This window comes from Bradyrhizobium sp. 153 (genome assembly GCF_023073835.1).
In the GTDB taxonomy this organism is placed as follows: domain Bacteria; phylum Pseudomonadota; class Alphaproteobacteria; order Rhizobiales; family Xanthobacteraceae; genus Bradyrhizobium.
Window position 1 is genome coordinate 126,201 of record NZ_JADPKH010000097.1, and the last position, 16,449, is coordinate 142,649.

Sequence of the window (16,449 nt, forward strand, 5' to 3'; positions counted from 1 at the left end):
TCGTGCCTTAGCGGCCGGTCGAGCCGAAGCCGCCGGCGCCGCGATCGGTCGTCGACAAGGTCGCCACGGGAACCAGCGCGGCCTGCACCACGGGCGCGATCACCATCTGTGCGATGCGCTCGCCGCGCTTGATCACGAAGGGCGCCTGGCCATGATTGATCAGGATCACCTTGATCTCGCCGCGATAGTCCGCGTCGATCGTGCCGGGCGAGTTCAGCACGGTGACGCCGTGCTTGGCCGCAAGCCCCGAGCGCGGCCGCACCTGCGCCTCGTGCCCGGCCGGCAAGGCGATCGCGAGGCCCGTCGGTACCGGCGCATATTGACCGGGCGCGAGCGTCAAGGGCTCGCTGTCCGGAACCGCAGCCATCAGGTCGAGGCCGGCGGCCTCGGCGGTCTGATAGGCGGGCAGCGGCAGGCCATCGGCATGCGCGAGGCGTTGCAGTTCGACCGTGACTTTCGTGCTCAAGATGCCGGCTCCCGGGATTTGTCGGTCACGGTCCTTGCGACATGCGCGACCAGTTCGATGGCGACCTGTTCCTTGGTCATCACCGGCCAGGAATCAACTGCAAACTCGCCGTCCTTCGCGCCATTCTTGCGGCTGATCAGGTGCACGGTGTTGCGATCGCCGCCCATCACGCCGGTGGCCGGCGAGACGTCGTTGGCGACGATCCAGTCGCAACCCTTGCGGGCAAGTTTTGATTTGGCGTTGTCGATGAGATGCTCGGTCTCGGCGGCAAAGCCGATCACCAGCGGCGGGCGCTTGTCGGCCAGCTTGGCGATGGTGGCGAGAATGTCGGGGTTTTCGACGAGCTGAAGCGGTGGCATGCCGGCCGAGGTCTTCTTCAGCTTCTGTTCGCCCTCGTTGGCGACGCGCCAGTCGGCGACCGCGGCGGCGAAGATCGCGACGTCGACGGGAAGCGCCGCCTGCACCTGCTCCAGCATCTGCCGTGCCGATTCCACATGCTTCACCGTCACGCCCTGGGGATCGTCGAGGTCGACCGGACCGCTGACCAAGATCACCTCGGCGCCCGCGGCCTGCGCGGCGGCGGCAATGGCAAAGCCCTGCTTGCCGGAGGAGCGGTTGGCGATGTAGCGCACCGGATCGATCGGCTCATGCGTGGGACCTGCGGTGATGAGCACGCGCTTGCCGGCGAGCGGGCGCGGCACCGGCGGCCGCAGCAGCCGCTCGGCGGCATTGGCGATCTCGATGGCTTCCGACATGCGGCCGATGCCAGCCTCGCCGGCTTCCGCCATCTCGCCGGAATTGGGTCCGATCAACACCGCACCGTCGCGCTGAAGCTGCGCGACGTTGCGGCGTGTCGCCGCGTTGTTCCACATCAGCGGATTCATCGCCGGCGCCAGCAACACCTTGCGATTGGTGGCGAGCAGGATGGCGCTGGCGAGATCATCGGCATGACCGTTTGCCAGCTTGGCCAGGAGATCGGCGGTTGCCGGCGCCACCACGATCAGGTCGCAGTCGCGCGCCAGCCGTATATGGCCGGCGTCGAACTCGCTCTGCGGGTCGAACAGGTCGGTGTAGACGCGCTCATGCGACAGCGCGCTCACCGCCAGCGGCGTGACGAATTGCTGCGCCGCCTTGGTCAGCACGCAGCGAACCTCGACGCGGCGTTCCTTCAGCCGGCGGATCAGGTCGAGCGATTTATAGGCCGCGATACCGCCGCCGATGATCAGGGTGACGCTGGCTTCGGGAACGGCGCTGGTACGTTGTTGTGTCGGAGCTGAGGAGGATGCCGCAGGTGGGACCGCAAACGGCGTCAGCGGCTCCTCGCGGCCCTCGATCAGCTCCCGCAGGATGACCCGGACCTCTTCCTCGACCGACCTGCGGTTCTTGGCCGAGCGCAGCCGGAGATAGGTTTTGACGGCATCGTCGAGCTTGCGGATGGTCAGGCTTGCCATGACGCCCTCCAACACGGAATGATCGCGATGCTATCATTCGTGTGATTGCAGTGCAATCATAGATTCCGGACGGCGATCAGGATGCCGATGAAGGTCGCGGCGATGATCCAGAGCGCCACGGTGCGCCAGCGGTTCTTGCGGCCCTCGCTGCGGCCCATCGCCGCGATGCTCTCCGGCGACAGCCTTATGCCGTCCCGCGTCATGGTCTCGAGCTGCTCCAGCACCTTCACCGACCGCTCGGCGATCTCCGGCAGCCGCATCAGCACCCGCGCAATGTCCCCGGTGCCCGCCAGCGCGCCCTGGACCCGGCCGATCGGACCGAGGTTGCGCTCGATCCATTCGCGCACCACGGGGTCGGCAATCTTCCAGATATCCAGCTTGGGATCGAAAGCCCGCGCCACCCCCTCGACCACGACCATGGTCTTCTGAAGCAGGATCAGCTCGGGCCGCGTCGTCATGTCGAACAGGCCGGTGACCTCGAGCAGCAGCGTCAGCAGCCGCGCCATCGAGATTTCCTCGGCGGTGCGGTTGTGGATCGGCTCACCGATGGCGCGGATCGCTTGCGCGAAGTTCTCGACCGAATGATGCGCGGGCACATAGCCGGCCTCGAAATGCACCTCGGCGACGCGGCGATAATCGCGGGTGATGAAGCCGAGCAGGATCTCGGCGAGGAAGCGCCGCTCCTTCATGCCGAGCCGGCCCATGATGCCGAAATCGACTGCGACGAGACGGCCGGCATCGTCCAGGAACAGATTGCCCGGATGCATGTCGGCGTGGAAGAAGCCGTCGCGCAGCGCGTGCCGCAAAAAGCTTTGGATCACCTTGCGGCCGAGATCGGGCAGGTCGACCTGCGCCTCCGCAAGGCGCTTGTGATCGTTCAGCGCGATACCGTCGATCCACTCCAGCGTCAGCACGTTGTGTGTGGTGCGGTGCCAGTCGACGGCCGGCACGCGAAAATCAGGATCGTCGCGCGTGTTCTCCGCCATCTCCGACAGCGCGGCGGCTTCGAGCCGGAGGTCCATCTCCATCGCGACCGAGCGCGACATGGTGTTGATGACTTCGACGAGGCGCAGGCGCCGCGCCTCGGCCGAATAGGCTTCGGCCTTGTGCGCGACGAAGAAAAAGTCGGAGAGGTCGCGGCGGAAACGTGCGGCGACATTGGGCCGGAGCACCTTGATCGCCACCGGCCTACGGATGCCGCCCCGCAAGACCTCGCCGCGATGCACCTGTGCGATCGAGGCGGCCGCGACCGGCGGGCCGAAGCTTGCAAACACATCCTTCAGCGGCCGTTCCAGCGATATCGTGATCGTGGCTTCCGCTTCGGCTTGCGAAAACGGCGGCAGGCGGTCCTGGAGGCTTTCGAGGTCGCGCGCGATGATGACGCCGACGACGTCGGGGCGCGTTGCCAGGAACTGCCCGAGCTTGAGATAGGCCGGGCCCATTCGGGTGAGGGCGCGCGATATTCGCGGGCCGTGCTTGACGCCGCGCCGCTCGATCAGGCGCGCAAGCTTCAGCGCGAGTTGCCCGGGCGGCGGCACCAGGCTCGGATCGACCGAACCGAACACGCCCTCGCGCGCGAACACGAACGCGGCGCGGATCAGGCGCGAAATGTGGGTGATGGCAGAGATCACAAACGCCAGCCTGAATGCAGTGCGACGATACCCCCGGTGAGTGTCTGCCAGCTGACGCGAGAAAAGCCGGCGTCGCGGATCATGTCGGCGAAGGCGCCGGGCTTTGGAAACTTGCGGATCGATTCGACCAGGTACTGGTAGGACTCGGCGTCGCCCGTGACCATGCGGCCAAGCGGCGGGATCACCTTGAACGAGAACAAGTCATAGAGACGATCGAGCCCGGGCATTTCGACGGTCGAGAATTCCAGGCATAGGAAGCGGCTGCCCGGCTTCAGCACCCGATAGGCCTCGCGCAGCGCCAGATCGATCCGCGGCACGTTGCGGATGCCGAAAGCGATCGTGTATGCGTCGAAGCTGCGATCGGCAAAGGCGAGTGCTTCGGCGTTGCCCTCAACAAAATCGACCTGAGTCTCGAGATGCCGCTTGGCGGCGCGCTCGCGGCCGACGGCCAGCATGTCGGTGTTGATGTCGCAGACAGTGGCGTGGAAGCCAGCGCCTGCCGCCTTGGCGGCGCGGAACGAGATGTCGCCGGTGCCGCCGGCGACGTCGAGCAGCGCGAACGGCCGATCGCTCCTCGGCGGGTCGAGCGCGTTGATCATGATGTCCTTCCAGACCCGGTGCAGGCCACCGGACATCAGATCGTTCATCAGATCATAGCGCGCGGCCACGCTGTGAAACACGTCGTTCACCAGCGTCTGCTTGTCCCCTAAGGGCACGTCCCTGAAGCCAAAATGCGTGGTTTCGCCCGGCCGATCCATTACTCTACTCCACTGGCGGACCATAGCGCGCCCGCCGCAATGGCGCTATCACACCGCTCTCATAAGGTGAATGCCCGACCATGCCTGAATTGCCCGAAGTCGAGACCGTCCGCCGCGGCCTTCAGCCCGTCATGGAGGGAGCGAAAATCCTCAAGGCGGAGGCCCGGCGGGCGGATTTGCGCTTTCCGTTCCAGCCGGACTTCGTCGCGCGGCTCAAGGGGCAGGTCGTCACCGGCCTCGGCCGCCGCGCAAAATATCTCATGGCCGATCTCGCCTCCGGCGACGTGCTCTTGATGCATCTGGGCATGTCGGGTTCGTTTCGTGTCATCAGACCGGACAACGACGCGCAGCCTGGCGAGTTTCACTATCCGCGAGCCAAGGATTCCGCGCACGACCACGTGCTGTTTCGGATGTCCTCCGGAGCGGACATCGTCTTCAACGACCCGCGCCGCTTCGGTTACATGAAAGTGATCGCGCGCGATGCGCTTGATGAAGAGCCGCTGCTGCGCGGACTCGGTCCCGAGCCGCTCGGCAACGAGTTCGATGCCGCGATGCTGGCGCAGTCCTGTGCCGGCAAGACCACGAGCTTGAAGGCGGCGCTGCTCGACCAGCGTGTGGTGGCGGGGCTCGGCAACATCTATGTCTGCGAAGCGCTGCATCGCTCGCACCTTTCGCCGCGCCGGATCGCCGCGACGCTATCGACCAAGAAGGGTGAGCCGACGGACCATGCCAAGCGCCTGGTCGGCGCGATCCACACCGTGCTGAACGATGCGATCAAGGCCGGGGGCTCGAGCTTGCGGGACCATCGCCAGACCTCGGGCGAGCTCGGCTATTTCCAGCACTCCTTCAAGGTCTACGACCGCGAAGGCGAGAAATGCACGATGCCTCGCTGCGGCGGCACGATCAAGCGGTTTACGCAGAATGGCCGGTCGACCTTCTGGTGCCCGAAATGTCAGAAATAACTCGGCCATGCTGATCGAGGTGTGGTGCGCTCCCTCTCCTGCAAGCTTTGCGGGAGAGGGTCGGGAGCTCGCGGCTACATCGGTCTCACCAACTGCCATCAACGCCTGGGACACGAGAATGGAGATGCTTGCAGCACCCTACTTCCGCACGCAGATCACGCGTACGACCGCGGCTTTCGCATCCGTCGATGTGCCATTCGCCGCAACACCGTTCGCCTTGAGGAAATCGCGCACCGTCTCGGCGGCGATCATCACCCCCTGTGACGCCGGCACCGATGTGGCGGGACCCGCGACCGTCGCCGGCTTCAGCAGCGCGATGCCCGCAAACCTGCCGTCGGCGCCGATGGCCGGGCTGCCGGAGAAGCCGAGCGCCGGCGGAGGCGACAGCGCGGAATTGCTGTTTGTCACCGGTGCCAGCGCAGCCTTGAGGCTCGACACGCCGGTGGCGCCGCCCTGGCTCTGTGGATCGGCGATGCCGATGACATCCGCACTCGCCTTCGCTGCGTCGCCGGCGAGGCTGAGCGGCTTCAGGCCGCGTGCGCCGTAGACGTGCAGGAGCGCCAGATCGTGCTCCTTGTCCTCGGCGAGACGGTCGGCACTGCCATAGCCGCCGATCGTGATGGTGAGACAGCCATCGGTGACGAGGCGGTCGGCGACGATCGCGCCATCATCGCTGACGACAATTCCGGTGCCGTAGTCGACGGTCTTGCGCGGCGGCGGCGCGGCTTGCGGCCCCGACGGAAACGCATTGAAGGCGCTCGACATCGCGATCACGACCGGCTCGACAACGTTCTCGGCTGCCTGGTCGTAGAGGATCGTCATGGTGCGAACCTCGTCGCCTTTGAAGGTGCCGCGGACGTAGAACTTCTTCAGACCCTGCAATCCCGACAGCACGAAGAAGTCGGGCTTCACCACAGTGTAATCGACCTTGCGCCCAGACGGCTCCTTCTCCAGATCGGCGAGCCTCGCCGATGTCGGATTCACCTCCTGGCGGCGGCTGAGCAGCACCTGAACCGTGCCGGTCGGGGAAGTCCATTTCGCGCCGCTGGCGTCGCTCGCCTGCTGCGGCACCAGCTTGCCGGGGATGCCGAGCCGGGCGCCGGTGGTCGGCTCGGTCACGATCTTCCAGCCGACGCTCTCCTGTTTCTTTCGTGCCGCCTCAGCCAGCGCGGCGCGCTCCTGCGCATTGAGCACGCCGGTCGGCTTGCTGCCCTTGGCCTTCTGGTACTCCTTGATGGCATTGACCATGCGCTCACTGGCGTCGCCGGTGATGGCGCCATTATACTGGCCGACCCAGGCGAGGTCTGACTGAAGCGCCAGCCGCTCAGCTCTTGCCATGGCATCCATTGTGGCCGACGGAGTCTGCATCGCGGGAGGCCGGGTCGGTACGGTCTGGACCGTCTTCGGCTTGGTACCGGGGACCTGTGGCGCCGTCATCTGGGCGTTCGCGCCTGTGGCGGCCGCAAACATCAGTGTTGCCGCAAGCATCGATCTCATGACAAATCCAGCCAGCCCATTGAACGCCATGTCATTGAAGCACATCTCGTTGGTCGCGAACAATCTCGCGGTGGTTCAGACGGTGCCGCTCATCCTGAAGGAGCCGCGCAAGCGGCGTCTCGAAGGATGGCCGCAGGCGAGATCCGGGCCTTCATGGTTCGCCGGGCGATGCGAAGCATCGTCCGGAGAGCGCGTTCCGCGCTCCGCACCGCGAGGGTCGATAGCGAGGGTGTAGAGAGGCGTACGACGATGCTGAGCCCGGACGAACTCGAACGCTATGCCCGTCATATCGTGCTGCGCGACGTCGGCGGTCCCGGACAGGCTGCGCTGAAGCGGGCCTCGGTGCTGGTGATCGGCGCCGGCGGGCTCGGCGCGCCCGCCTTGATGTATCTGGCCGCCGCCGGCGTGGGCACGCTCGGCGTGGTCGATGACGACGTGGTGTCGCTGTCCAACCTCCAGCGACAGGTGATCCATACGACGCCCGACATCGGCCGGCACAAGGTCGAAAGCGCGGCCGAGCGGATCGCGGCACTCAATCCACATGTCCGGTTCGTCGGCCACGCCACCTGGCTCAACGCCGACAATGCACTCGGCCTGATCGGCGATTACGATCTCGTGCTCGACGGCTCCGATAATTTCTCAACGCGCTATCTGGTCTCGGACGCCTGCTTCTTTGCAAAGCGGCCGCTGATCACCGCGGCGCTCGGAACCTTTGACGGCTCGCTCACCACCATCCGTGCACATGAGATGAACGAGCAGGGCGAATTCAATCCGACCTATCGCTGCCTGTTTCCCGAGGCGCCGCCGCCTGGCACGGTGCCGGCCTGTGCGGAGGCCGGCGTCATGGGGGCGCTGGCGGGCGTGCTCGGCTCGATGATGGCGCTGGAGGCGATCCGCGAGATCGTCGGCTTTGGCGACGGCCTCATCGGCCGCCTCCTGATGATCGATGCGCGCGCGATGCGCTTCGAAACGCTGCGCTATGGGCGCGATCCCGCCAATCCGCTCAACGGCGATGGGCCCGTCATCACTGATCTCAGCGCTCATCGCACCTGATCGCCGCTACCGCGTGGCCGGCTTCTCGCTGTCGAGATGCGCCATCTGTTCGGCCGCATAGCGCGTGCCGGCGGCGACATCCGGCGGAAATGCCTTTGCCAGCGCTGCGAGATGAGCCTGTGTCAGCGTCACCTTGGTTGCGCCGAGTGCTTCGGCCAGACGGGTGCGGGTTCTCGCGCCGACCAGCGGTACGATCTCCTGGCCCTGCGCCGCCACCCAGGCGATCGCAACCAGTGCCGGCGTTGCGCGGATGTCGTTCGCGACCGCGCGAAGCTGCTCCACCAGCGCGAGATTGGCGTCGAGGTTCGCGCCCTGGAAACGTGGTGTCATCAGCCGGTAGTCCTTGCCGGCCTTGCCGCTGTCCTTCGTCCAATGGCCGCTGATCAGTCCACGCGCCAGCACGCCATAGGCCGTGATGCCAATGCCGAGCTCGCGGCAGGTCTTGAGGATATCGCGTTCGATGCCGCGCTCGATCAGCGAGTATTCGATCTGGAGGTCGGCGATCGGGTGCACGGCATGCGCGCGGCGGATGGTGTCGGAGCCGACCTCGGACAGGCCGATATGCCTGATGTAGCCGGCCTTCACCAGTTCGGCGAGGCCGCCGATCGTCTCCTCGATCGGTACGTTCGGATCGAGCCGGGCCGGGCGGTAGATGTCGATATACTCGGTGCCGAGACGTTGCAGCGAATAGGCCAGGAAATTCTTGATCGCTATGGGGCGGCAATCCATGCCGGCGAATTCGCCGGCCGGGCCGCGCAGCGCGCCGAATTTGACGCTGATCTGGACCTTGTCGCGCGAAGTATCCTTCAGCGCCTCGCGGACCAACATCTCGTTGTGGCCCATCGCGTAGAAGTCGCCGGTATCCAGCAGCGTGATGCCGGCATCGAGTGCCGCATGGACCGTGGCGATGGCCTCGCCGCGATCGGCGGGGCCGTAGACCTCTGACATGCCCATACAGCCGAGCCCAAAGGCGGAAACCGTGGGGCCGGTTGAACCGAGTTTGCGCTGTTCCATGATGGCTCTCCTCGAAAGGTGCGGCAGGCTGAATGCGCCGCGTGACGAGGCCAGATATGCCCTTGGTCCATTGCCCCGATAAGCTGGACAATCCAGAATAGCTTGTTCATTCTGGCGAATAATGGCCGAGCCTGACCTGCGCGATCTCGATGTCTTCGTGGCGGTCGCCCGCACCCGCAATTTCCGGCGTGCGGCGCAGGATATTCGCGTGTCGGTGTCGAGCCTTAGCCAGCGACTACGGGACCTGGAGGAGCGCCTCGGCGTCCGCCTGATGAACCGCACCACCCGCAGTGTCGCGCTGACCGAGGCGGGCGAACTGCTGCTATCGCGCGTCGCACCGGCCTTGCGCGACGTCGGCGATGCCTTGGATCTGGTGCGGGGCCTGCGCGAGGTCGCCTCGGGCCGCCTGCGTATCAATGCGCCGCCGCCGGCGGTCGACCTCGTGCTGGCGCCGATGGCGGGGCCGTTCCTCGCAGCATATCCGCAAATCGATCTCGACATCGTCTCCGAGAGCGGTTTCGTCGACATCGTCAGCGCCGGCTACGATGCCGGCGTGCGCTATGGCGAACATCTCGCGCAGGACATGGTGGCGATTCCGCTAAGCGGCTCGCAGCGCTATATTGTCGTCGCATCGCCCGACTACGTCGCGCGCCGCGGCAGGCCGAAACATCCGAGGGACCTGCTCGACCATGATTGCATCCGCGCACGCTACTCAAGCGGCGTCATGCACGATTGGGAATTCGAGAAGGCCGGCCAAATCGTGAAGGTGGATCCGCCGGCCAAGCTGATTTCGACCAATATGAATCTTTCCATGCGCGCTGTACTCGACGGCGCCGGCATCTGGGCAACGCTCGATGGCTACGTCCATGACGCCGTGAAGTCCGGCGCGCTGGTCAGCCTCATGGAGGACTGGTGCGAGCCGTTTCCCGGACCGTTCCTCTACTATCCGAGCCGCCGCCAGGTGCCGCCGGCGCTGCGGGCCTTCATCGATTTCGTCGCAGGTTGGCGGAAGCGCAAGACGGATCGATCCTAGAGCATGCTCGGCAGCACGCGATCCGGCGGCTTGTGGGCATCGAGGAAGGTGCGGATGTTGATGATGACCTTCTCGCCCATCTCGACGCGGCCTTCGATGGTGGCGGAGCCCATATGCGGCATCAGTGTCACCTTGCCCGCCTTGGCGAGCCGCACCAGTTTTGGGTTGACCGCAGGCTCATGCTCGTAGACATCGAGGCCGGCGCCGCCGATCTCGCCGCCTTCGATCAGCTTTATCAGCGTGTCCTCGTCGGTCACTTCGCCGCGAGCGGTGTTGACGATGTAGGCGTCTTTCCGGATCAGCTTCAGTCGCCGCGCCGAGAGCAAATGATAGGTCGCCGGCGTGTGCGGACAGTTCACCGAGATGATGTCCATCCGCGCCAGCATCTGGTCGAGGCTCTCCCAATAGGTCGCGCCCAGCTCTTCGGCGATCTTCGGCGCGACCGGGCGGCGGTTGTGATAGTGGATCTGCAGGCCGAAGGCGCGGGCGCGGCGCGCCACCGCCTGGCCGATGCGGCCCATGCCGATGATGCCGAGCCGTTTTCCCCCGATGCGATGGCCGAGCATCCAGGTCGGCGACCAGCCTGCCCAGGGCTTTCCTTCCGTCAGGATCGAAGCGCCTTCTATCATCCGCCTGGGTACGGCGAGGATCAGCGCCATGGTCATATCGGCGGTGTCTTCGGTCAGAACTTTTGGCGTGTTGGTGACGGTGATGCCGCGGGCATGCGCGGCTTCGACGTCGATATTGTCCACGCCATTGCCGAAATTGGCGATCAGGCGGAGCTTGCAGTCTGGCTGATTGATGACATCGGCACTGATGTGGTCGGTCACGGTCGGAACCAGCACGTCGGCGGTGCGCGCGGCTTCCGCGATCTGCTCGGCCGACATCGGCGTATCGTCGAGATTGATCCGCGCGTCGAACAGCTCGCGCATGCGCGTCTCGACCGAGTCCGGCAGCTTGCGCGTCACAACGACGAGGGGCTTTTTCTTCACCGACATGTCCTGCCCTCATGAGGCGTCGCAGCCCGCCTCTGTCACCAAAAGCTGGCCGTTGAGGCCTCATTAACCCGGTTGTTCGACACTGCCCTAGCCGTGTCGTCCCCGGCGTTTCCTTCAAGCTCTCCCGATATTTCCGGCCGGAAAATCGGGGCAAACTGGTTGTTCAAGCGTCCGTCCTCTCTAGCAGAAGGCCGGGCCAAGACAAGAACCACGGGTCAGGGCTTGCGGACCTCGTTCTGGGGAACACCCGCGTGGGGCGGGACAGGGGCTGACGCGGCAGGGTTTTGGATTTTGGGGTGAGGACCCGCCTCGGGCGGGTCTTCGACAGGAGACGGGTTGATGGCGTTGGGGCGTTTTTGTTCGGTGATGGCGCTCGTTTGCACCTGGTTGAGCGCCTCGGTCAGCCCCTCGCATTCGGCGAAGGACACCACCCCCCAGACCGCCAGCGGACTGCCGGTGCCGCGCTATGTCAGCCTCAAGTCGGATCACGTCAACGTTCGCGCCGGCCCGACCAAGGACAATGACGTGGCCTGGGTCTATACCCGCGCCGGCCTGCCGGTGGAAATCACTGCTGAATTCGAGAACTGGCGCCGGGTGCGTGATTCCGAAGGCGCCGAGGGCTGGGTCTATCACTCGCTGCTGTCGGGCCGCCGTACCGCGGTCGTCACCATGAAGCACAAGGACGACCTCGCGCCGATCTACGACCGTCCCGATCCCGACAGCGCGGTCGCAGCCAAGCTCCAGGCCGGCGTCGTCACGCAAGTGAAGAAGTGCAGCGCAGGCTGGTGTCACGTCACCGGCAGCGGCTTTGACGGCTGGATCCAGCAGGAGCGCCTCTGGGGCGTGTACTCGGACGAGCAGGTGAATTGACGCCGCAGGCGTCGTCCAGGACGGCTGGGCAAACGAAAAATGGCCGGGACAAGCCCGGCCACGACGATCTCAGATTTATCTCAGCAAATCTCAGCGCTTCTTGCGCAGGCGCACGACCATGTCGATGCGCGAGATCTCGTAACCCTCGGGCACCTCGGGCATCTTGGACAGCGCCAGATGCGGATCCTCGATATCCACCAGCTCATGGCTGTTCTCGAGGTAATAGTGGTGGTGGGTGGTGACGTTGGTGTCGAAATAGGTCTTGGTGCCGTCGACGCTGACCTGACGGAGCAGGCCGGCATCGGTGAGCTGGTTCAGCGTGTTGTAGACGGTCGCCAGCGACACCGGAACCTTGGCCAACGTCGCTTCCTCGTAGAGCATTTCAGCCGTGAGGTGGCGCGCACCCTTGCCGAACAGGAGCCAGCCGAGCGCCATGCGCTGGCGCGTCGGACGGAGCCCGGCGGACTGGAGCATTTCGTTGACGTCGTGCCACGGGCAACCGGTCAGGGCCGGCTGGCGGCCGGACAAGAGGGCTGCGGAATGGACGTCGTCGTCGTGAGGGGGCGCGGTATTCTCGCTCATTATCCAGATTTCGGGCGCGCGTGAACTATATGTCTCTTGCAATATAAGGACAGAAAGATGCAGGTGCAAGTTTCTCGCAAGTAGAGAGGTTCTAATCAAGCTTGGAACCGCGCGAAGCGCCGGTCATTTTACCTTCATAGACGCGCTTTGCCACTCGAAATGGCCTGTGTTAGAGAGCGCGCGGTTCCGCCTAGCCGATTTGGCGCAGCCAAGCATGGTGGCCCGGTCCGCAGTCCATCCGGGCTTGCGGGAGGTGCCCCTGACGATGGCAATTGGCGTTGCTCTCCGACCGAGACGGGGCCCATTTTCGCCAAAAAACGCCGCTCAATCGGGATTAGAACAGAGGCTCGTGCATGCTGAACAGGCGCAACGGTTACGAATACGAAGATCTGCTGGCGTGTGCCCGCGGCGAAATGTTCGGCCCGGGCAATGCCCAGTTGCCGCTGCCGCCGATGCTGATGTTCGACCGCATTACGGAAATTACCGACAATGGCGGGGAGTTCGGCAAGGGCCTAGTGCGCGCCGAACTCGACGTGAAGCCCGACCTCTGGTTCTTCGGCTGCCACTTCAAGAACGATCCGGTGATGCCCGGCTGCCTCGGTCTTGATGCGCTGTGGCAGATGGTCGGCTTTTATCTCGGCTGGAGCGGCGGCGAAGGTCGCGGCCGCGCGCTCGGCCTCAGCGAGCTGAAGTTCGGCGGCCAGGTGCTGACCGACGCGCGCAAGGTTGTGTACAACGTCGATATCAAACGCGTGATGCGCGCAAAGCTCGTGCTCGGTATCGCCGACGGGTGGCTTTCGGTCGATGACCAGATTATTTATCGCGCCAAGGATCTGAAGGTCGGCCTGTTCAAGCAGGGCACGAGCCTGGGCTGAGCGCATCACCAAGAAGGCAACGATTGAGGCGAGGCTGTCATGAGGCGGGTTGTGGTCACCGGGATGGGCATCGTCTCGTCGATCGGAAACAACACCCAGGAAGTGCTTGCGAGCCTTCACGAGGCGAAGTCGGGCATTTCGCGGGCTGAGAAATATGCCGAGCTCGGCTTCCGTTCGCAGGTACAAGGCGAGCCCACACTCGATCCATCGACGGTGGTCGACCGCCGCGCCATGCGTTTCCTCGGTCAGGGCGCGGCGTGGAATCACGTCGCGATGGAGCAGGCGATCCAGGATTCCGGTCTGTCGCCCGACGAAGTCTCCAACGTCCGCACCGGCATCATCATGGGCTCCGGCGGCCCCTCGGCGCGAACCATCGTCGAGTCCGCCGACATCACCCGCACCAAGGGGCCGAAGCGCGTCGGCCCGTTTGCGGTGCCGAAGGCGATGTCCTCCACGGCCTCCGCGACGCTGGCGACCTGGTTCAAGATCAAGGGCGTGAACTACTCGATCTCCTCGGCCTGCGCGACCTCGAACCATTGCGTCGGCAATGCCTACGAGACGATCCAGATCGGCAAGCAGGACGTCATCTTTGCAGGCGGCTGCGAGGAGCTGGACTGGTCGCTATCGGTGCTGTTCGATGCCATGGGTGCGATGTCCTCGAAGTACAATGACACGCCCGCCACGGCCTCGCGTCCCTACGACGTCAATCGCGATGGTTTCGTCATCGCCGGCGGCGCCGGCGTGCTGGTGCTGGAAGAGCTCGAGCATGCCAACGCGCGCGGTGCGCGCATCTATGGCGAGATCGTCGGTTATGGCGCGACCTCGGACGGTCACGACATGGTCGCACCATCAGGCGAAGGCGCCGAGCGCTGCATGCGCATGGCGATGTCGACGGTGAAGACCAAAGTCGACTACATCAATCCGCACGCGACCTCGACGCCTGCCGGCGATCCGCCGGAGATCGAGGCGATCCGAAGGGTGTTCGGCGTCGGCGAGAAGTGCCCGCCGATCTCCGCGACCAAGGCGCTGACCGGCCACTCCCTGGGCGCTACCGGCGTGCAGGAGGCGATCTATTCGCTGCTGATGATGAACAATGGTTTCATCTGCGAGAGCGCGCACATCCAGGAGCTCGATCCCGTGTTCGCGGATATGCCGATCGTGCGCAAGCGCATCGACAACGTCAAGATCGGCACCGTGCTGTCGAACTCCTTCGGCTTCGGCGGCACCAACGCCACTCTGGTGTTCAGCCGGCTGGATGTGTGATTTTAGCGATGCTGTCATGCCCGCGAAGGCGGGCATCCAGTGTGCCGTGGCTTCTCGATCTATCACATACGGCTCTGGAATACTGGATCGCCCGCCTGCGCGGGCGATGACCCCGGAATAGTGGGAGCAAAGAAGCAATGGAAGGTTTGATGAAAGGCAAGCGCGGTCTGATCATGGGCATCGCCAATGATCATTCGATCGCCTGGGGCATGGCGAGGACGCTGCATGCCCAGGGCGCCGAGCTGGCCTTCACCTTTCAGGGCGAGGCCTTGGGCAAGCGCGTCAAGCCGTTGGCGGAGCAGCTCGGCGTCGATCTGGTGCTGCCTTGCGACGTCGAGGACATCACCAGCGTCGATGCGACCTTCGCAGCGCTCCGCGACAAGTGGGGCCAGCTCGACTTCGTGATCCACGCGATCGGCTTCGCCGACAAGAACGAGCTGAAGGGCCGCTACGCCGACACCACCCGCGAGAATTTCTCGCGCACCATGGTGATCTCCTGCTTCTCTTTCACTGAAGTCGCCAAGCGCGCCGCCGAGCTGATGACAGAGGGCGGCAGCATGATCACGCTGACCTTCGGCGCCTCGATGCGGGCGATGCCGAATTACAACGTGATGGGTGTGGCCAAGGCGGCGCTGGAAGCCTCAGTGCGCTATCTCGCCGCGGATTTCGGGCCGCGCGGCATCCGCGTCAACGCGATCTCCGCAGGCCCCATCCGTACGCTCGCCGGCTCCGGCATCGGTGAAGCGCGGGCGATGTTCGCATTCCAGCAGAAACATGCGCCGCTGCGCCGCGGCGTCACGCTCGACGAGCTCGGCGGCTCGGCGCTGTATCTGCTGTCGGATCTGTCGGGCGGCGTGACCGGCGAGATTCACTACGTCGATTCCGGGTACAACATCATCCTGATGCCGAAGCCGGACGACTTGAAGTCGCCGGACTAGCCGGCCGCGATCTTCTCTGCGCGCTGGAACGCCGGCCGGGCCATGCAGCGCGCGAGATAGGTGTCGAAGACCGGACGCGACGGCACCATCTTGAACAGACGCACCGCGAAGTTCAGGCCCGAGCCGATTGTGATGTCAGCAGCGGAAAAATTGTCGCCCAAGATCCACGGTCCCTTCTCGAGCGCCGCTTCCAGCACGTCGAAGACCTGCGTCGCGCTGCCCCAGGCCGCGGTCGAGGTCGGGATCTCGATCTTGGTGAAGATCTGGATGATGGCGGGCTCGATGCAGCTCGGCGAGAAGAACAGCCATTGCAGATAGCGCGCGCGGCGCGGATCGATCACAGCGGGCGCGAGCTTGGTCTCGGGATAGCGATCGCCGATATAGGCGCAGATCGCAGCGGCCTCGCCGAGCGCGGCGTCGCCGTCAGTCAACGCCGGCACTTTGCCCATCGGGTTGATCTTCAAATAATCCGGCGCCTTCTGCGCGCCGGTCGAGATGTCGGTCAGCACGCGCTCGTAGGGCAGACCGCTCTCCTCCATCAACCAGAGCGTCGTGAACGAGCGCGACCGGGGTGACCAATAAAGCTTGATCATGACGCGTCTCCTTTATTCTTCCATCGATAATATTTCATCACGAACCCGTTCGACGGTTCGATCTCTTCCGTCTCGAACACGAAACCTTCGCGCTCATACCAGCGCCAGGCCTTTTCGTTCTCGCGCACGCAACGCAGGTACATCTCGTCAGGCAGTTGCGTGCGTGTGAAGGCGAGCAATCGCCGGCCGAGCGATTGGCCCTGATAAGCGGGCGCGACGAAAAGCATGTCGAGATAGCGCTTCGGCAGATGCAGCGCCAGCATCGCGGCGATCGTGCCGTTGTCGTCGGCGACGAACAGGCTCCAGCCGTCCTCGATCTCGCGTCGGATCCGGACGCGGAGATTTGCCAGCAGGAAATCGCTGACCTCGGCGAGGCCGGTCGAGACCCAGCTCAGCATCCAGACGCGGGCGATCTCGTCATATTCGTCTGCGCGCGCGATGCGGATGATCGGTTGCGACATCCGG

General features: G+C 64.7%; 17 protein-coding genes. 7 read left to right on the forward strand and 10 right to left on the reverse strand.

Annotation, left to right across the window (positions count from 1 at the left end; translation table 11 throughout):
* Positions 1-7 precede the first annotated feature (7 nt).
* Genes dut through ubiE form a run of 4 tightly spaced genes read right to left on the reverse strand, consistent with a single transcriptional unit; the run spans position 8 to position 4,306 of the window.
* Positions 8-466, reverse strand: coding sequence for a dUTP diphosphatase (gene dut / locus IVA91_RS25150; RefSeq protein WP_247276505.1), 459 nt, complete (start codon positions 464-466; stop codon positions 8-10).
* Positions 463-1,917 carry a bifunctional phosphopantothenoylcysteine decarboxylase/phosphopantothenate--cysteine ligase CoaBC gene (gene coaBC / locus IVA91_RS25155; RefSeq protein ID WP_247276504.1) on the reverse strand — a complete coding sequence of 485 codons (1,455 nt, stop codon included), beginning with the start codon at positions 1,915-1,917 and terminating at the stop codon, positions 463-465. The genes dut and coaBC overlap by 4 nt, the downstream gene beginning before the upstream one ends.
* 56 nt (positions 1,918-1,973) lie before the next feature.
* Positions 1,974-3,548, reverse strand: a complete 1,575-nt coding sequence (ubiB, locus tag IVA91_RS25160; RefSeq protein WP_247459396.1) for a 2-polyprenylphenol 6-hydroxylase — start codon at positions 3,546-3,548, stop codon at positions 1,974-1,976.
* The gene (gene ubiE, locus IVA91_RS25165) at positions 3,545-4,306 is read right to left on the reverse strand and encodes a bifunctional demethylmenaquinone methyltransferase/2-methoxy-6-polyprenyl-1,4-benzoquinol methylase UbiE (RefSeq protein WP_247276502.1); all 762 of its coding nucleotides are present in this window, start codon (positions 4,304-4,306) and stop codon (positions 3,545-3,547) included. The genes ubiB and ubiE overlap by 4 nt, the downstream gene beginning before the upstream one ends.
* A gap of 80 nt (positions 4,307-4,386) precedes the next feature.
* On the opposite strand from ubiE, the gene mutM reads away from it, so the two are divergent.
* Positions 4,387-5,268 carry a bifunctional DNA-formamidopyrimidine glycosylase/DNA-(apurinic or apyrimidinic site) lyase gene (gene mutM, locus IVA91_RS25170; RefSeq protein WP_247276501.1) on the forward strand — a complete coding sequence of 294 codons (882 nt, stop codon included), beginning with the start codon at positions 4,387-4,389 and terminating at the stop codon, positions 5,266-5,268.
* A 138-nt stretch (positions 5,269-5,406) separates the two neighbouring features.
* Here mutM and IVA91_RS25175 read toward each other — a convergent pair whose 3' ends face one another.
* Entirely contained in the window at positions 5,407-6,765 is a 1,359-nt protein-coding gene (locus IVA91_RS25175; protein ID WP_247276500.1) for a serine protease, read from the reverse strand.
* Between the two features lie 249 nt (positions 6,766-7,014).
* Between IVA91_RS25175 and moeB the strand changes: the two genes are divergently transcribed.
* Entirely contained in the window at positions 7,015-7,818 is an 804-nt protein-coding gene (gene moeB / locus IVA91_RS25180) for a molybdopterin-synthase adenylyltransferase MoeB (RefSeq protein ID WP_247276499.1), read from the forward strand.
* Between the two features lie 6 nt (positions 7,819-7,824).
* Here the strand turns inward: moeB and IVA91_RS25185 are convergent, their stop codons facing one another.
* Positions 7,825-8,832: an aldo/keto reductase gene (locus tag IVA91_RS25185; protein WP_247276498.1), complete on the reverse strand. Its 1,008-nt coding sequence runs from the start codon at positions 8,830-8,832 to the stop codon at positions 7,825-7,827.
* A gap of 121 nt (positions 8,833-8,953) precedes the next feature.
* Between IVA91_RS25185 and IVA91_RS25190 the strand changes: the two genes are divergently transcribed.
* Positions 8,954-9,865: a LysR family transcriptional regulator gene (locus IVA91_RS25190; RefSeq protein WP_247276497.1), complete on the forward strand. Its 912-nt coding sequence runs from the start codon at positions 8,954-8,956 to the stop codon at positions 9,863-9,865.
* Here IVA91_RS25190 and IVA91_RS25195 read toward each other — a convergent pair.
* Positions 9,862-10,863, reverse strand: coding sequence for a D-glycerate dehydrogenase (locus IVA91_RS25195; RefSeq protein ID WP_247419807.1), 1,002 nt, complete (start codon positions 10,861-10,863; stop codon positions 9,862-9,864). The two genes, IVA91_RS25190 and IVA91_RS25195, sit on opposite strands and share 4 nt — an antisense overlap.
* Positions 10,864-11,202: 339 nt before the next feature.
* Here IVA91_RS25195 and IVA91_RS25200 point away from each other — a divergent pair, with 339 nt between their 5' ends.
* Entirely contained in the window at positions 11,203-11,733 is a 531-nt protein-coding gene (locus IVA91_RS25200; RefSeq protein WP_247276495.1) for an SH3 domain-containing protein, read from the forward strand.
* Positions 11,734-11,823: 90 nt separating this feature from the next.
* On the opposite strand, the gene irrA is transcribed toward IVA91_RS25200, so the two are convergent.
* The gene (gene irrA, locus IVA91_RS25205; RefSeq protein ID WP_247276494.1) at positions 11,824-12,315 is read right to left on the reverse strand and encodes an iron response transcriptional regulator IrrA; all 492 of its coding nucleotides are present in this window, start codon (positions 12,313-12,315) and stop codon (positions 11,824-11,826) included.
* Between the two features lie 353 nt (positions 12,316-12,668).
* Between irrA and fabA the strand changes: the two genes are divergently transcribed.
* The 3 genes from fabA (at position 12,669) to fabI (ending at position 15,391) form a co-directional block, all read left to right on the forward strand.
* Positions 12,669-13,190 (forward strand): bifunctional 3-hydroxydecanoyl-ACP dehydratase/trans-2-decenoyl-ACP isomerase, encoded by a 522-nt coding sequence (fabA, locus tag IVA91_RS25210; RefSeq protein WP_247276493.1) that lies wholly within the window; start codon positions 12,669-12,671, stop codon positions 13,188-13,190.
* 39 nt (positions 13,191-13,229) lie between these two features.
* Entirely contained in the window at positions 13,230-14,453 is a 1,224-nt protein-coding gene (fabB, locus tag IVA91_RS25215; protein WP_247276492.1) for a beta-ketoacyl-ACP synthase I, read from the forward strand.
* Between the two features lie 137 nt (positions 14,454-14,590).
* Complete coding sequence (fabI, locus tag IVA91_RS25220; RefSeq protein WP_247276491.1) at positions 14,591-15,391, forward strand: enoyl-ACP reductase FabI; 801 nt, start codon at positions 14,591-14,593, stop codon at positions 15,389-15,391.
* On the opposite strand, the gene IVA91_RS25225 is transcribed toward fabI, so the two are convergent.
* Both IVA91_RS25225 and IVA91_RS25230 read right to left on the reverse strand, forming a co-directional pair.
* Positions 15,388-15,984, reverse strand: a complete 597-nt coding sequence (locus IVA91_RS25225; RefSeq protein ID WP_247276490.1) for a glutathione S-transferase family protein — start codon at positions 15,982-15,984, stop codon at positions 15,388-15,390. The two genes, fabI and IVA91_RS25225, sit on opposite strands and share 4 nt — an antisense overlap.
* Positions 15,981-16,445: a GNAT family N-acetyltransferase gene (locus IVA91_RS25230; protein ID WP_247276489.1), complete on the reverse strand. Its 465-nt coding sequence runs from the start codon at positions 16,443-16,445 to the stop codon at positions 15,981-15,983. Before IVA91_RS25230 ends, IVA91_RS25225 begins: the two co-directional genes overlap by 4 nt.
* Positions 16,446-16,449 lie beyond the last annotated feature (4 nt).

Coding starts and splice junctions, on each gene's coding strand:
- coaBC (WP_247276504.1), bottom strand. CDS start 1,917: ATGGCAAGCCTGACCATCCGCAAGCTCGACGATGCCGTCAAAACCTAT.
- ubiE (WP_247276502.1), bottom strand. CDS start 4,306: ATGGATCGGCCGGGCGAAACCACGCATTTTGGCTTCAGGGACGTGCCC.
- mutM (WP_247276501.1), top strand. CDS start 4,387: ATGCCTGAATTGCCCGAAGTCGAGACCGTCCGCCGCGGCCTTCAGCCC.
- IVA91_RS25175 (WP_247276500.1), bottom strand. CDS start 6,765: ATGAGATCGATGCTTGCGGCAACACTGATGTTTGCGGCCGCCACAGGC.
- moeB (WP_247276499.1), top strand. CDS start 7,015: ATGCTGAGCCCGGACGAACTCGAACGCTATGCCCGTCATATCGTGCTG.
- IVA91_RS25185 (WP_247276498.1), bottom strand. CDS start 8,832: ATGGAACAGCGCAAACTCGGTTCAACCGGCCCCACGGTTTCCGCCTTT.
- IVA91_RS25190 (WP_247276497.1), top strand. CDS start 8,954: ATGGCCGAGCCTGACCTGCGCGATCTCGATGTCTTCGTGGCGGTCGCC.
- IVA91_RS25195 (WP_247419807.1), bottom strand. CDS start 10,863: ATGTCGGTGAAGAAAAAGCCCCTCGTCGTTGTGACGCGCAAGCTGCCG.
- IVA91_RS25200 (WP_247276495.1), top strand. CDS start 11,203: ATGGCGTTGGGGCGTTTTTGTTCGGTGATGGCGCTCGTTTGCACCTGG.
- irrA (WP_247276494.1), bottom strand. CDS start 12,315: ATGAGCGAGAATACCGCGCCCCCTCACGACGACGACGTCCATTCCGCA.
- fabA (WP_247276493.1), top strand. CDS start 12,669: ATGCTGAACAGGCGCAACGGTTACGAATACGAAGATCTGCTGGCGTGT.
- fabB (WP_247276492.1), top strand. CDS start 13,230: ATGAGGCGGGTTGTGGTCACCGGGATGGGCATCGTCTCGTCGATCGGA.
- fabI (WP_247276491.1), top strand. CDS start 14,591: ATGGAAGGTTTGATGAAAGGCAAGCGCGGTCTGATCATGGGCATCGCC.
- IVA91_RS25225 (WP_247276490.1), bottom strand. CDS start 15,984: ATGATCAAGCTTTATTGGTCACCCCGGTCGCGCTCGTTCACGACGCTC.
- IVA91_RS25230 (WP_247276489.1), bottom strand. CDS start 16,445: ATGTCGCAACCGATCATCCGCATCGCGCGCGCAGACGAATATGACGAG.